Annotated in this window: 10 protein-coding genes; 4 read left to right on the top strand and 6 right to left on the bottom strand. The window is 71.5% G+C overall.

Annotation, left to right across the window (positions count from 1 at the left end):
• Positions 1-41: 41 nt before the first annotated feature.
• The 3 genes from PZB75_RS07000 to PZB75_RS06990 are packed head-to-tail and all read right to left on the bottom strand — an operon-like array spanning position 42 to position 3,747.
• On the bottom strand, positions 42-1,400 hold the full coding sequence (locus tag PZB75_RS07000) for a M20/M25/M40 family metallo-hydrolase (protein ID WP_275534419.1): 1,359 nt from the start codon (positions 1,398-1,400) through the stop codon (positions 42-44).
• The gene (locus PZB75_RS06995) at positions 1,397-2,794 is read right to left on the bottom strand and encodes a cytosine permease (protein WP_275534418.1); all 1,398 of its coding nucleotides are present in this window, start codon (positions 2,792-2,794) and stop codon (positions 1,397-1,399) included. Before PZB75_RS06995 ends, PZB75_RS07000 begins: the two co-directional genes overlap by 4 nt.
• The gene (locus PZB75_RS06990) at positions 2,794-3,747 is read right to left on the bottom strand and encodes a DUF1177 domain-containing protein (protein ID WP_275534417.1); all 954 of its coding nucleotides are present in this window, start codon (positions 3,745-3,747) and stop codon (positions 2,794-2,796) included. Before PZB75_RS06990 ends, PZB75_RS06995 begins: the two co-directional genes overlap by 1 nt.
• A gap of 172 nt (positions 3,748-3,919) precedes the next feature.
• On the opposite strand from PZB75_RS06990, the gene PZB75_RS06985 reads away from it, so the two are divergent.
• On the top strand, positions 3,920-4,744 hold the full coding sequence (locus tag PZB75_RS06985) for an IclR family transcriptional regulator (protein WP_275534416.1): 825 nt from the start codon (positions 3,920-3,922) through the stop codon (positions 4,742-4,744).
• 74 nt (positions 4,745-4,818) lie between these two features.
• On the top strand, positions 4,819-5,547 hold the full coding sequence (pepE, locus tag PZB75_RS06980; protein ID WP_275534415.1) for a dipeptidase PepE: 729 nt from the start codon (positions 4,819-4,821) through the stop codon (positions 5,545-5,547).
• On the opposite strand, the gene PZB75_RS06975 is transcribed toward pepE, so the two are convergent.
• Positions 5,510-7,318, bottom strand: a complete 1,809-nt coding sequence (locus tag PZB75_RS06975; RefSeq protein WP_275534414.1) for an MFS transporter — start codon at positions 7,316-7,318, stop codon at positions 5,510-5,512. The genes pepE and PZB75_RS06975 overlap by 38 nt on opposite strands.
• A gap of 371 nt (positions 7,319-7,689) precedes the next feature.
• Here PZB75_RS06975 and PZB75_RS06970 point away from each other — a divergent pair, with 371 nt between their 5' ends.
• A complete protein-coding gene (locus PZB75_RS06970; protein ID WP_275534413.1) occupies positions 7,690-9,123 on the top strand; it encodes an MFS transporter in 1,434 nt (477 codons plus the stop codon).
• Between the two features lie 39 nt (positions 9,124-9,162).
• Here the strand turns inward: PZB75_RS06970 and PZB75_RS06965 are convergent, their stop codons facing one another.
• Both PZB75_RS06965 and PZB75_RS06960 read right to left on the bottom strand, forming a co-directional pair.
• Positions 9,163-10,449 carry a sensor histidine kinase gene (locus PZB75_RS06965; RefSeq protein ID WP_275534412.1) on the bottom strand — a complete coding sequence of 429 codons (1,287 nt, stop codon included), beginning with the start codon at positions 10,447-10,449 and terminating at the stop codon, positions 9,163-9,165.
• 267 nt (positions 10,450-10,716) lie between these two features.
• Positions 10,717-10,902 (bottom strand): hypothetical protein, encoded by a 186-nt coding sequence (locus tag PZB75_RS06960; RefSeq protein ID WP_275534411.1) that lies wholly within the window; start codon positions 10,900-10,902, stop codon positions 10,717-10,719.
• A gap of 608 nt (positions 10,903-11,510) precedes the next feature.
• Here PZB75_RS06960 and PZB75_RS06955 point away from each other — a divergent pair.
• Positions 11,511-12,557 (top strand): iron-siderophore ABC transporter substrate-binding protein, encoded by a 1,047-nt coding sequence (locus PZB75_RS06955; protein WP_275534410.1) that lies wholly within the window; start codon positions 11,511-11,513, stop codon positions 12,555-12,557.
• Positions 12,558-12,661 lie beyond the last annotated feature (104 nt).

The following is a 12,661-nucleotide window of genomic DNA, read 5'->3' as shown; positions in this document are numbered from 1 at the left end:
CGGGTCCGGCCCCCCGGGGGGCAGGGCTGTCGGCGAGGGGGTCAGCAGCTCTGCCAGAGCCGGGTCATCACCCGGACACCGAAGCGCAGCCCCTCCAGCGGGACGCGCTCGTCGACGCCGTGGAAGAGGCGCCCGTAGTCCAGGTCGTGCGGGAGCTTCAGGCCCTTGAAGCCGAAGCAGCGGATGCCCAGCCGGGTGAACGCCTTGGCGTCGGTGCCGCCCGGGTTGCAGTACGGGACCGGGTGGCCGTCCGGGTCCTCGGCGCGGACCGCCGCGCACATCGCGTCGACGAGCGGACCGTCGAAGGACGTCTCCATCGCGATGTCGTGGTTGACCCAGGCACGGCTGACGGAGGGCGGCAGCAGGGCGTCGATCGTGTCGATCAGTTCCTGCTCGTGGCCGGGCAGGAAGCGCCCGTCCACGCGGGCGGTGGCCTTCCCCGGGATGACGTTCGTCTGGTAGCCCGCCTGGAACATGGTGGGGTTCGCCGAGTTGCGGAGCACCACCTGCATGAAGTCGGAGACCGGGCCCAGCCTGGCCAGGCTGCCCTCGATGTCGTCCTCGTCGAAGTCGACCCCGTACAGCCCGGCCGCTTCCTCCAGGAGCGCGCGGACGGGTTCGATCAGCCGGATCGGGAAGGTGGTGCGGCCGATCCGGGTCAGGGCCTCGGCGAGGTCGGTGACCGCGTTCTCGTCGTTGGGCGACGAACCGTGACCGGCCCGGCCGGTGGCGGTCAGCTCCATCCAGGCCATGCCGCGCTGGGCGTTCTCGATCGGGTAGAGGCGGCGGCTGTCGTCGAGGGCGAAGGAGAAACCGCCGCCCTCGCCGATCGCCTCGGTGACGCCCCCGAACAGCTCGGGCCGGTGCTCGACCAGCCAGTGGCCGCCGAACTTCCCGCCCGCCTCCTCGTCGGCGAGGAACGCCAGCACCAGGTCCCGGGAGGGCCGGGTGCCGGTGCGGGCGAACTCCCGGGCGGTGGCCAGCATCACGGCCACCGTGTCCTTCATGTCGATCGCGCCGCGCCCCCAGAGGTAGCCGTCGCGGATCTCACCGGAGAACGGCGGCACCTGCCACTCGGCGGCGTCGGCGGGCACCACGTCGAGGTGCCCGTGGACCAGCAGGGCGCCCCGCTCGGGGTCCCGGCCGGCGATCCGGGCGATGACGTTCGCCCGGCCGGGGGCGGACTCGATCAGTACGGACTCGACGCCCACCTCGGCGAGCCGGGCCACCACCCAGTCGGCGGCCTCGCGCTCGGTGCCGGTGGGATTGGAGGTGTCGAAGCGGATCAGTTCGGCGCAGAGCCCCACGACCTCGTTCTGCGCCTCCTCGGAAGCGGGGACGAGGGACCGGGCGGTGCTGTTGCCGGTGCCGGGGCCTGTTTCGGTGTCGGGGGTGTTCATGCCGCTCCCACGGGGGTCGTCGCGTGGTCGGCGGGGACGGCGCTGTCCTCGTCGGCCAGGGTGGAGGTGCCGTACGGCTTGATCCAGCCCAGCAGGCCGAACACCACGTACAGCAGGAAGGCCGTGCCCAGCGAGTTCAGTGCCGGGATGCCGCCGTCGTAGAACTTGCCGACGCAGAACGCGACGGCCCAGATGACCAGGGACATCGGCACCCAGGTCGGCGAGGACCTCGGCAGGACCTCGGCCTCACGGGTCTCGTCCAGCGGGGCCCGCATCCGCCGCACCACCCAGTACTCGGCGACGATGATGCCGCCGATGGGCGGGATGGCGACGCCCAGCAGGGTCAGGAACTCGGTGAAGTGGGTCATGATGCCGACCGCGGAGAGCAGGGTGCCCGCGATGCCGAGGCCGATGGTGACCGCGCCGCGGTGCAGCCGCTTGCCGAACACGACCTGGAAGAAGTTCACGACGCCCAGCGAGGAGCCGTACAGGTTCCAGTCGTTGATCTTGGCGGTGGACATCAGGACCACGATGACGCCGAAGGCGCCGGAGGTGGAGAGCACGATGTGCGAGACCTCGTTGCTCTTCACCAGATGGCCCAGGAGCACACCGGTCAGACCGACGATGTACTCGGAGAGGATCATCGAGGAGGCGCTCTGGATGAAGACGTGCGAGCCCTTGCGGTTGTAGCGGGTCATCTCCGGGGCCACGATCGCGCCGGTCATGAAGCCGCCCGCGATGGCGGTGGCGGCGACGGCCAGCGGGATCGTCGGACCGGGCGCGGGCGAGTGGATCAGGTCCGTCAGGGAGTGGTCCTTCAGCGTGCTGATGATGGACCAGGCGACCATGGCGAAGAAGAGCGGGGTGACGATCTTCGCGAAGACCGCCATGTAGCGGAACCCGAAGATCACCAGCGCGGTGATGGCGATGCCCGCGATGACGCACCACATCCAGGACGGGCCGCCGACCAGCGCGGACACGCTGTTGCCGAAGATCGTGTTCTGCACGCCGAACCAGCCGACGAGACTGACCGCGATGACGAAGCTGACCAGCGCGGAACCGTTTCTGCCGAAGCCCACCCAGCGGGTCAGCATCGGGGTCGCCAGACCCTCGCGCATTCCGGCCAGCCCGATCGCGAAGATCACGATCTCCAGGGTCACCGCGCCGAGCGTGAAGGCGAGGAAGGCGTTCTGGAAGGTCATGCCGACACCGATGGTGGCGCCGAGGGTGAACTGCGAGATCGACCCGGACTGGGCCAGCCACTGGAGCAGCATGCTCCAGAAGCCGAACCGCTTCTCACGCGGGACGCGGGAGAGCGAGTAGTCGTCGCTGCCGATGCTCTTGGTGGTCTCGGAGACCCCGGCCTCGGCCGCGGGCCGCGGGGCGGCTGCCATCAGGACTCCTGGGGTGTACGGCCGAAGGTCTGCAGGTGTGCCAGCGACCCGTAGCGGTTGACGAGGTTGTCGAACTCCCCCGTGTCGTGGAAGTCCAGGTGGCCGCCGCCGAAGGCCTTGGCGACCTCCACGGCGTAGCGCGCCGCGGACGCGATGTCCGTCTCGTGGCTCGCGCCGGTCTGGCAGCCCGGTACCGCGGCGGCCGAGGTGACCGCCAGGCCGACGACCGGAGAGGTGGTCGCGGTGGCGGGCTGAAGGATCGAATTGATGTGATGTACACCGTTACCGTACGGGGTGATGTCCTGCGTGGTCACGGGGTACGTGACCAACGGCTCACCGGTCACCACGGCCAGCAGCTCGCCGAGCTGCTCGCTGACCCGCAGCACCCATCCCTCCTTGACGGTGGGGGAGAGGGCCAGCCCCTTGTGGTTGATGATCCGGTTGCCCTTGGTGGTGTCGATGGAGAGGACGGCCTCCATCTCGTCGGTCACCTCGTGCCGGTTCATGGTGGCGATGTCCACGGGCGAGCCCATGAACGGCACCGGGTCGTGCGGCTCGGTCGGCGCGTTCGGGCAGATGTGCGTGGCGACGACCACATCACCGGGCAGCGCGTCGCCGCGGCGGCGCATGTCGAGGAGCTTGGCCGCGGCGGCCAGCGCGGCGGCGGCGCCGTCCGCGTCGGAGACCAGGCCGGTCACCTCGGGCCGGGCGCCGATGCCGCCGAGGCGGCCGACCACACCGAGCGTGCGGGCGTCGCCGCCGGCCGAGCGGCCCCGGCTGCCGGGGATGCGCACGACGACGAAGTCCGTGGACCCCCGCTCGCCCGCGACCGTGGTGACCTCGGCGGACGAGCCCTCGGCGCCCGCCATGGTGTCGAGGTGTCCGACGACCCTCTTGCCGTCGACCTCGGGATCGTCCAGGAGCTCGACGATGTCCAGCACGTACTTCAACATGGGGGGCCTTTCTCGCTCAATCAGGCACACACCCGGACGATCCCGTATGAGCCCGGGTGTTCCGACGAGCAGATCCGGGGGCCGGGGTGCTGAGAGCAGAGTCAGGATCGGATAGCGTTGAACGCAACTGTTTCCCGCTATTTGCAACTCGGGTCTGAATGGTGAGATGACGATGACCGACTTCGATCTCGACCGACGCACCCCGGCCGGCGCCCTGCAGACCGTCGACCGGGCCCTCCTGGTGCTGCTCGCGTTCGAGCGGACCAGACCCGACTGGGGTGTGACCGAGGTCGCCGAGGAGTTCGGCTGGGACACCTCCGTCGCCCAGCGGCTGCTCGCGACGCTCGCGGGACGCGGTTTCCTGGTCTCCGACCCGGCCACCCGCCGCTACCGCATCGGCCCCGCCGTGCTGCGCCTGGGCCGGCTCTGGGAACGCTCCGGCTCACTGGAGCTGCTGGCGGGGCCGGTGCTGGAGGAGCTGCGCCGGGCGACCGGCGACACCGTCCTGTTCTGTCTGCCGGACAGCTTCCACATGCGCTGCGTGGCCGCCGAGGAGGGCGAGGCGGGGCCGCTGCGCTACTACCCGCTGGTCGGCGAGCTGTATCCGGCGCACGCGGGGGCCACCAGCAAGTCGTACTACGCCTGTCTGCCCGACGAGCAGCGCCACCGGCTCTTCCGGGGCCGTCCGATGGCCCGCTTCACCGAACGGACCGTGACCGACCCCGACCTGCTCGAACAGGAGCTGCTGAAGGTCCGTGCGCAGGGGTACGCCTGGACGGTCGGGGAGTACGACACCGGGATCGCGACCGTCGCCGTACCGGTGTTCCTGGGCCGGGAGCCGTACGGCAGCCTCAGCCTCGGCGGCGCGGAGGAACGCTTCCGCGGGGCGCCGGAGGACCGGCTCGACGCGCTGCGGCAGGCGGCGCAGGCGCTGGAGCGGCGGCTCACCCATCCCCCGCAGCGACCGAAGAGCCGGGCCCGCCGACCGCGCGACTGACCCCGGCCCCGGCGCCGCAGCCGCTCCGGTGCCGGTGTGGAACACCCGAACGACCGAACGATCCGAGGAACGACGTGAATCTGCTGCTTCTCTCCAACTCCACGCAGTACGGCAAGGGTTACCTGGAACACGCCCTCGACACCGTCACCGCGTTCCTGCCGCCCCGCGCCCGGCTGGCCTTCGTGCCGTACGCGCTCGCCGACCACGCCACGTACACCGCGCGCGTCCGCGCCGCCCTCGAACCCGCCTCGATCACCGTCCGGGGCGTCCACGAGAACGCCGACCCGGTCGCCGAACTCTCCGCCTGCGACGCCGTGTTCATCGGTGGCGGGAACTCCTTCCGGCTGCTGAGCGCGCTGTGCCGCACCGGACTGCGGGACGCGGTCGGCGACGCGGTACGCGGCGGGCTGCCGTACATGGGCGCCAGTGCCGGTACGAACATGGCGGCGCCCACCCTGCGCACGTCCAACGACATGCCCATCGTGCGGCCGCCGACCTTCGAGACGCTGGGCCTGGTCCCGTTCCAGATCAACCCGCACTACCTCGACCCCGATCCGGCCGGCACGCACAAGGGCGAGACCCGTGAGGAACGGCTGACCGAGTTCCTTGAGGAGAACGACGTACCGGTCCTCGGGCTGCGCGAGGGGTCCTGGCTGCGGGTCTCCGGGGACCGTGCCCATGTGCAGGGCGACCGGCCCGCACGGCTGTTCACCCGGGGCGCGCCGCCCCAGGAGCTGCCCGCCGGATCGGACGTCTCTCAACTCCTCACGAGGGCACCGAGGTTCGACGTTCCGGTGCGCTGACCGGCAGCACCAGATCGACCTCCACCGGCAGTCCGTCGCCGGGGTACGCGGCCGGGCGGGCGTGCGGCGCGTGCCCGGCCGCCGAGCCCGCCAGGACGAACGGGCCACCGCTCGGAGCCGTCAGCGTGTACCGGCCCTCCGCGTCCGCCACGGTCCGGCCGGCCTGGCGGCCCTGCCGGTCGATCAGGGTGACGTTCGCCCGCGCGACCGGCCGGCCCCCGGTGTCCAGCACCCGGCCCCGGAACCCGCCGGACCCGGCGACGACCGTGCCGGTGACGGGCGGGGCGCCGGCCGGTCCGGCCATGAGGGCGTCGCCGGCGCTGCTCGCCCGCGGCGACGGCCGGGCGCCGGCCCGCTGCGACGGCAGGAACGCGGCGATCAGCAGCCCGATCAGCACCGCGCCCGTCGCGATCATGAACGAGGTGCGGAACCCGGACATGGTGGGCACCGTCACCGACCCCATCCGCACCGAGCTGTTCGCCAGCACCATGCCGATCACCGCGCTGGACACCGATGTGCCGATGGAACGCATCAGGGTGTTCAGCCCGTTGGCCGCCCCGGTCTCCGACGGGGCGACCGCCCCCATGATGAGCGTGGGCAGTGAGGAGTACGCGAGCCCGATCCCGGCCCCGAGCAGCACCGAGATCACCACGGTCTGCCAGGCGGCGCTCATCAGGCCGAGCCCGGCGCCGTACCCGACGGCGATGACCAGCATCCCGAGCATCAGCGTCACCTTGGGGCCGCGCCGGGCGGAGATCCGGGCGTAGAGCGGGGCGACGAGCATCATCGTCAGACCGAGCGGGGCCACGCACAGCCCGGCGACCACCATGGACTTCCCGAGCCCGTAGCCGGTCGACAGCGGCAGTTGCAGAAGCTGCGGCAGGACCAGCGAGACCGCGTAGAACGCGACCCCGACCATGATCGAGGCGAGGTTGGTGAGCAGCACCACGCGCCGGACGGAGGTGCGCAGATCGACCAGGGGCGCCGGGGAACGCAGCTCGAAGAGACCCCACAGGAACAGGATCGCGAGCGCGGCGGCGATCAACCCGAGCGTGGTGCCCGAGGTCCAGCCCCAGTCACCGCCCTTGGTGATCGGCAGCAGCAGGCAGACCAGGCCGAGCGAGAGGCCGATCGCGCCGGGGACGTCGAAGCTGCCGAGGGCCCGCACCGGGCTCTCCGGTACGAAGAGGACGGTGAGCGTCATCGCCAGCACACCGAGCGCGGCGGACGCGAAGAAGAGCGCGTGCCAGTTCAGGTGCTGCGCGATCAACGCGGCGGCGGGCAGGGCGAGTCCACCGCCCACCCCGATCGACGAACTCATCAGGCCCATCGCCGAACCGAGCTTCTCGCGCGGCAGCCCGTCGCGCATCAGACCGATGCCGAGCGGAATGGCACCCATGGCGAAGCCCTGGAGCGCGCGGCCGACGATCATGACCACGAGATCATCCGTGAAGGCGCATATCAGGGAACCGAGCACCATGACGGCGAGGCTGGCGAGCAGCATCCGCCGCTTGCCGGCCAGATCCCCGAGCCGCCCCATGATCGGCGTCGACACGGCGCCGGCGAGCAGGGTGGCGGTCATCACCCAGGTGGCGTTGGACGGGGTGGTGTGGAGCAGCGCCGGCAGATCCTTGATGACGGGGACGAGCAGGGTCTGCATCACCGCGACCGTGATACCGGCGAAGGCGAGCACGGGGACGATGCCGCCCGCCGCGCGTCCGCCCGGTTCTCGTGGGACCGCGGTCTGCTGATCGTTCGTCGTCTGTGGCATACGTGCGGCCTCCGGGCAGCGGGAAATGACGGAAGGGCGGGCGTGCGGTCGCGCGGCGGACAGCGGTGACCGCCAAATGTGTGCACGGTGAACGCTTCAGCAGGCCGACGTTATTCCGGGGAACGCGGTGCGAACGGGGTGCGGCCGGAGGCGGGCGGGTACTTGACGGGGCGTCAGGTGTGCGCGTGCGTGTGCTGGGGCGCGTCGGGCGCTCGCGTGTCCCTGATGGCCGGTCCGGCGCACGCCCATGCCCTCAGGGCGTCAGGGGCACGCATTCGGGCTCCGGCCCGGCGGTCCCGGGAGACGTCGTACGCCCCAGGGGCACGAGACGCCACCGGTGCCGATGTACGGGGCCCGGGGCGGCTGCGAGTATGACGGTCATGGTCGATGTCTCCACTTCCTCCCGCTCCCTCATACCCGCCCGTGAAGTCCGCACCTGGGCCGTGGTGCTCGCCGCGTGCACCGGCCAGTTCCTCGTCGTCCTCGACGTCTCCGTCGTCAACGTGGCACTGCCGTCCATGCGGGCCGACCTCGGGCTCAGCCTCGTGGGACTCCAGTGGGTCGTCAACACGTACTCGATCGCCTTCGCGGGGTTCATGCTGCTCGGCGGCCGGGCGGCCGACATATACGGCCGCAAGCGGGTGTTCCTGATCGGCCTCGGGCTGTTCACCGCGGCCTCGCTCGGCGGCGGGCTGGCGCAGGAGGGCTGGCAACTGCTCGTCGCCCGCGCCGCCCAGGGTCTCGGCGCCGCCGTGCTCTCCCCGGCCACCCTCACGATCCTCACCTCGGCCGTGCCCGAGGGGGCCGCGCGGACCAGGGCGATCGGCACCTGGATGGCGGTCGGCGCGGGCGGGGGCGCGGCCGGGGGTCTGATCGGCGGGACGCTGACCGACGCCCTGTCGTGGCGCTGGGTCCTGCTGATCAACGTGCCGATCGGCGCGCTCGTCCTGGTCGGTGCGGCGCTCTGGGTCGCCGAGGGCCGGGCGGGCGACCGGCGCCGGGTGGACCTCCCGGGCGCGGTGCTCGTGACCGCGGGTCTGGCGCTCGTCGCGTACGGCATCGTGCAGACCGAGGCGGCGGGCTGGGGCACGGCGGTGACGCTGGTGCCGCTGCTGGGCGGGGCGGCGCTGCTGGCCCTCTTCGTGCTGGTCGAGGCGCGCACCTCAGCGCCGCTGATGCCGCTGAAGGTGTTCGCGGTACGGGCGGTGTCGTCGGCGAACGCGGCGATGCTGGTGATCGGGTCGGCGACGTTCTCCATGTGGTACTTCATGACGGTGTACGCGCAGAACGTCCTCGGCTACTCGCCGACGCGGGCCGGTCTCGCCCTGCTGCCCACCTCGCTGGCCGTCGTCGCCGGTTCCACGTACGCGCCCCGGATCATGGCGCGGGTCGGCGCGAAGAACCTGGCCCTGGCCGGTGTCGCGATCACCGCGGCCGGGTTCGGCTGGCAGTCCATGATGAGCGCCCACGGCTCGTACCCGACATCGATCCTCGGTCCCGGCGTCCTGATGATGGCGGGGGCCGGTCTGGCGTCCACCCCACTGGCGTCCCTCGCCACCTCGGGGGCGGCGCCGGGGGACGCCGGACTCGTCTCGGGACTGGTGAACACCTCCCGGACCATGGGCGGCGCGCTGGGCCTCGCGGTGCTCTCGACGGTCGCGGCGGCGCGCACCGGGGGTTCCACGGGGGCGGCGGAGCTGACCGCCGGGTACGCGATGGCGTTCCGCACCGCGTGCGGGGTGCTGCTGGGCGGACTGCTGCTGATGACGCTGTGGCTGCCGAAGCACCGGGGCGCCCGGCGCTGACCGGTGGCCGGCGCACGGGACCGCCCGACGGGACAGCCCTCAGTCCGGCGTGACCCCGGTGTCCCTGGCGCCTCCGGAATCCGCCGACTCCGTCCCGTACAACGGTAGTTCGGCGATCACCACGAAACCGCCACGGGGTCCGCGGGCCGCCTCCAGCGAACCGCCCGCCGCCGCGAGACGTTCGGTGAGCCCCTTCAGCCCCGTACCGCCCACACCTCGCGGACCGAAGCCGGACGCGCGGTCGGGGTCCGTGTCGGGGGCGGCGTCGGGAGCGCCGTCCGGGACCGTAGCGGCGTCGCCACCGGGGCCCGGGCCGTCGTCCGTCACCGTCAGCCGGACCCGCTCCGCCGTGCTCTCGACCACGAACTCGCAGTGCGCGGCCCCACTGTGCCGTACGACATTGGTGACGGCCTCCCGGGCCACCCAGCCCAGCAGGGTCTCCGACCGGGAGTCCAGCGGCGGCCCCGAGCGGCGGACGGCCGGTTCGATCCCGGCCGCGATCAGCACCGATCCGGCCCGGTCCAGCTCGGTGACGAGGCCGCCCTCGCGGTAGCCGGTCACCGCCTCCCGGATCTCGGCGAGCGCCTGACGTCCCACGGACTCGATGTCGGCGACCTGACCCAGAGCCGCGTCCATGTCACGAGGCGCCAGTCTGCGCGCCGCCTCCGACTTGATCACGATGACCGAGAGCGTGTGCCCCAGCAGATCGTGCAGATCGCGCGAGAAGCGCAGCCGCTCCTTCTCCACGGCGGTGCGGGCGAGTTCCTGCCGGGTCGCGCGCAGTTCCATCACCGTCTCCGACAGCGTGAGGATCGCGGCGGTCACCGCGCCCGAGATGAAGGTGCCGTATCCGATGGTCCACGGACCTGACGCGTCGTCCCCGCGCCAGGCGGCCACGACCCCCGCGAGCACCGCCAGGGCGATCAGACCGAAGCCGAGCTGCCGGTCGCGCAGGATGGTGCCGCAGGCCAGCGAGAACAGCGGGAGGAACAGCAGCCAGCTGCCGCCGTAACCGATCGCCAGACCGAACGTGATCAGCCCCATCGCGGCGAGCAGCCGGTACGAGACCGGACTCCGCCGCTTCTCCTCGTCGAAGCCCCGGAACACCACCACGACGTAGAGGGAGTCGAAGGCGACCAGCCCGAGGCCGCCGAGCCACGGGTACGGGGTCCTGCCCTGGAGGAGGTGGGAGAACGCGCCCAGTCCCATCAACAGCCAGGGCAGCAGGGCGTACGGCCCCGGCGGCCCGGGGCGCTTCGACGCGTGCCGCAGCCGGCGGCGCTCACGCCGGGGTCCCGACCAGGGCGTGTTCCTCGTCGGCCTCATACGGTCCTCGCGGACCGACGGCGTGGGCCGCCACCGGCCGACGGCCGGGCCACCGCCACCGGGTCGCCGTCCACTGTCTGCTTCATGGCCACGACCCTACGGAGCGTGGTGACCGCCTGAGCAGAGGCATGTGTACGGACTCCGGGATGACACATGTCATCAGCGGTCCTTCAGCGGCCTTCGGCCCAGTGGCTTCCGGGCTCAGTGGCTCCCGGGGCCCAGTGGCTTCCGGGGTTCATCGGCTTCCTGGGCTCAACGGCTTTCGGCTCAGCCGCGACCACCGTTCCGCGGCCCGCCCTCCTCGGAGGGGCGGCGGTGGCGGCCGTGTGGCTGCGCTGTCGTGTTCTCCGTCGACACACCCCCTCGGTGCCTTCCGGAGCCGCCGGCTCCGGCCCGTTCGGCGTCCGCCCCCGGCGGACGCGTCTGGGTCGTGTCGGTTCGGGCTTCAGACATGTGGGAAGTCACCCCGTCGTGATCGCTTACGTGTGTACGCACGAGGGCCACCGCGACACCGCCTCCGAGGTGGTCACCACCGTCGGCCGCCACCCGGTGCGGACGCGTGGCCCGAGCCCGAAAGTCTAGACAGACGCGGTACGGCCGACGCGAGGCGGCGGGGCCGAGGAAAACCGTTCGCGTACAGGGGGATGCGTGACAGCGACCGGCGGTTCCCGGCTCTGCGGCACACACCCCCCACGGGCGACGGAATGTCCGCGAGAACGGACATGTCGGCTATCGGTGTCCGGAAGAAGTGCGCTGATACCCGTGCCCGGCCGCGAAACGGAAGAGGTGGGAGGAACGGAGGAGCGGGAGGAGCGGATGAGCGGGAGGAACGGAGGAGCGGGAGGAACGGAGCAGCGGGAGGAACGGAGGAGCGGGAGGAACGGGGGAGGTCGGGACGGCCGGAGGCGTCCGAGAAGCCCGATAGGCCCGGGAAGGGGGTGGCTGCATCCTGCATCGATGCGCCTGTCTAAGGTTAGGCACTCCTAAGCGTCGATCCGCCGGTGCCCGTGCGGCATCCCGGCGCTGCCCGTGTGACCCTCGACTGGAGCAATGAGCACGTGATGTCGATACGACGCCGAAGCACCGCCGCGATCGGCCTGGCCGTGGCCGCCGCCCTCTCCCTCTCGGCCTGCGGGAGCGACGACGGCGGCAAGGCGGACGGCTCGGCGAAGTCCGACGCGGGCGGGGACAAGAAGGCGGCCGTCGCGACGGGTGGCAAGGACTTCGGCGACGCGTCGAAGAAGACGGCGGAGTACGGCACGGACGCCAAGGCGGGCGAGTTCCCCCGTACCCTCACCCACGCCCTGGGGAAGACCGAGATCAAGGCCGCTCCGAAGCGTGTCGTCGTCCTGGACGTCGGCGAGTTCGACAACGTGGTGTCGCTGGGTGTGCAGCCCGTCGGCTACGCCCCCTCCGAGGGCGACGAGGGCATCCCCTCGTATCTCAAGAAGGACGCGGGCACCCCGAAGAGCGTCGGCACGATCAACAACCTCAACCTTGAGGCGATCGCCGCGCTGAAGCCGGACCTGATCCTCGGGAGCCGGCTCCGCGCCGCCGACAAGTACCCGCAGCTCTCCAAGATCGCGCCGACCGTGTTCTCCATCCGTCCGGGCTTCACCTGGAAGGAGAACTACCTGCTCAACGCCGCCGCGCTGGACAGGACCGCCGAGGCGAAGGCCGAACTCGACGCGTACCGGGCCAAGGCCGTGAAGCTCGGCGAGGACATCGGCCCGGACAAGCCGACCATCTCCATGGTCCGCTACCTGCCGGACAGGATTCGTCTGTACGCGAAGGCGTCCTTCATCGGGACCATCCTGGAGGACACCGGACTGCCCCGCCCCAAGAACCAGCAGATCAACGAGCTGGCCGCGGAGATCAGCCCCGAGAAGATCGACGAGGCCGACGCCGACTGGATCTTCACCGGCGTCTACGGCGACCCGAAGGCCACCAAGCGCGACACCGCCCGGTCCAACCCGCTCTGGAAGAACCTCAAGGCGGTCAAGGCCGGACAGGCGAAGGACGTCCCGGACGAGACCTGGTACCTCGGCCTCGGCGTCACCGCCGCGGACAAGGTCCTGGACGACCTCCGCGCGGACCTCGTCAAGTAACCCTCCGTGACGGACGATCGGTCAGCTGTCACGGACCACGGGTCACGGCCGTCGCGCGGTCACGGTGGGCCGTAGCCATGGCCGACGGGGCACCGGCGGAAGGT

The sequence above is a fragment of the Streptomyces sp. AM 4-1-1 genome, assembly GCF_029167625.1.
In the GTDB taxonomy this organism is placed as follows: domain Bacteria; phylum Actinomycetota; class Actinomycetes; order Streptomycetales; family Streptomycetaceae; genus Streptomyces.
This window is presented reverse-complemented; position numbering and strand designations above follow the sequence as displayed.

What these genes read in the sequence shown, in the direction of transcription:
- PZB75_RS07000 (WP_275534419.1), bottom strand. Translation starts at nt 1,400, where the DNA reads ATGAACACCCCCGACACCGAAACAGGCCCCGGCACCGGCAACAGCACC.
- PZB75_RS06995 (WP_275534418.1), bottom strand. Translation starts at nt 2,794, where the DNA reads ATGGCAGCCGCCCCGCGGCCCGCGGCCGAGGCCGGGGTCTCCGAGACC.
- PZB75_RS06990 (WP_275534417.1), bottom strand. Translation starts at nt 3,747, where the DNA reads ATGTTGAAGTACGTGCTGGACATCGTCGAGCTCCTGGACGATCCCGAG.
- PZB75_RS06985 (WP_275534416.1), top strand. Translation starts at nt 3,920, where the DNA reads ATGACCGACTTCGATCTCGACCGACGCACCCCGGCCGGCGCCCTGCAG.
- PZB75_RS06975 (WP_275534414.1), bottom strand. Translation starts at nt 7,318, where the DNA reads ATGCCACAGACGACGAACGATCAGCAGACCGCGGTCCCACGAGAACCG.
- PZB75_RS06970 (WP_275534413.1), top strand. Translation starts at nt 7,690, where the DNA reads ATGACGGTCATGGTCGATGTCTCCACTTCCTCCCGCTCCCTCATACCC.
- PZB75_RS06965 (WP_275534412.1), bottom strand. Translation starts at nt 10,449, where the DNA reads ATGAGGCCGACGAGGAACACGCCCTGGTCGGGACCCCGGCGTGAGCGC.
- PZB75_RS06960 (WP_275534411.1), bottom strand. Translation starts at nt 10,902, where the DNA reads ATGTCTGAAGCCCGAACCGACACGACCCAGACGCGTCCGCCGGGGGCG.
- PZB75_RS06955 (WP_275534410.1), top strand. Translation starts at nt 11,511, where the DNA reads ATGTCGATACGACGCCGAAGCACCGCCGCGATCGGCCTGGCCGTGGCC.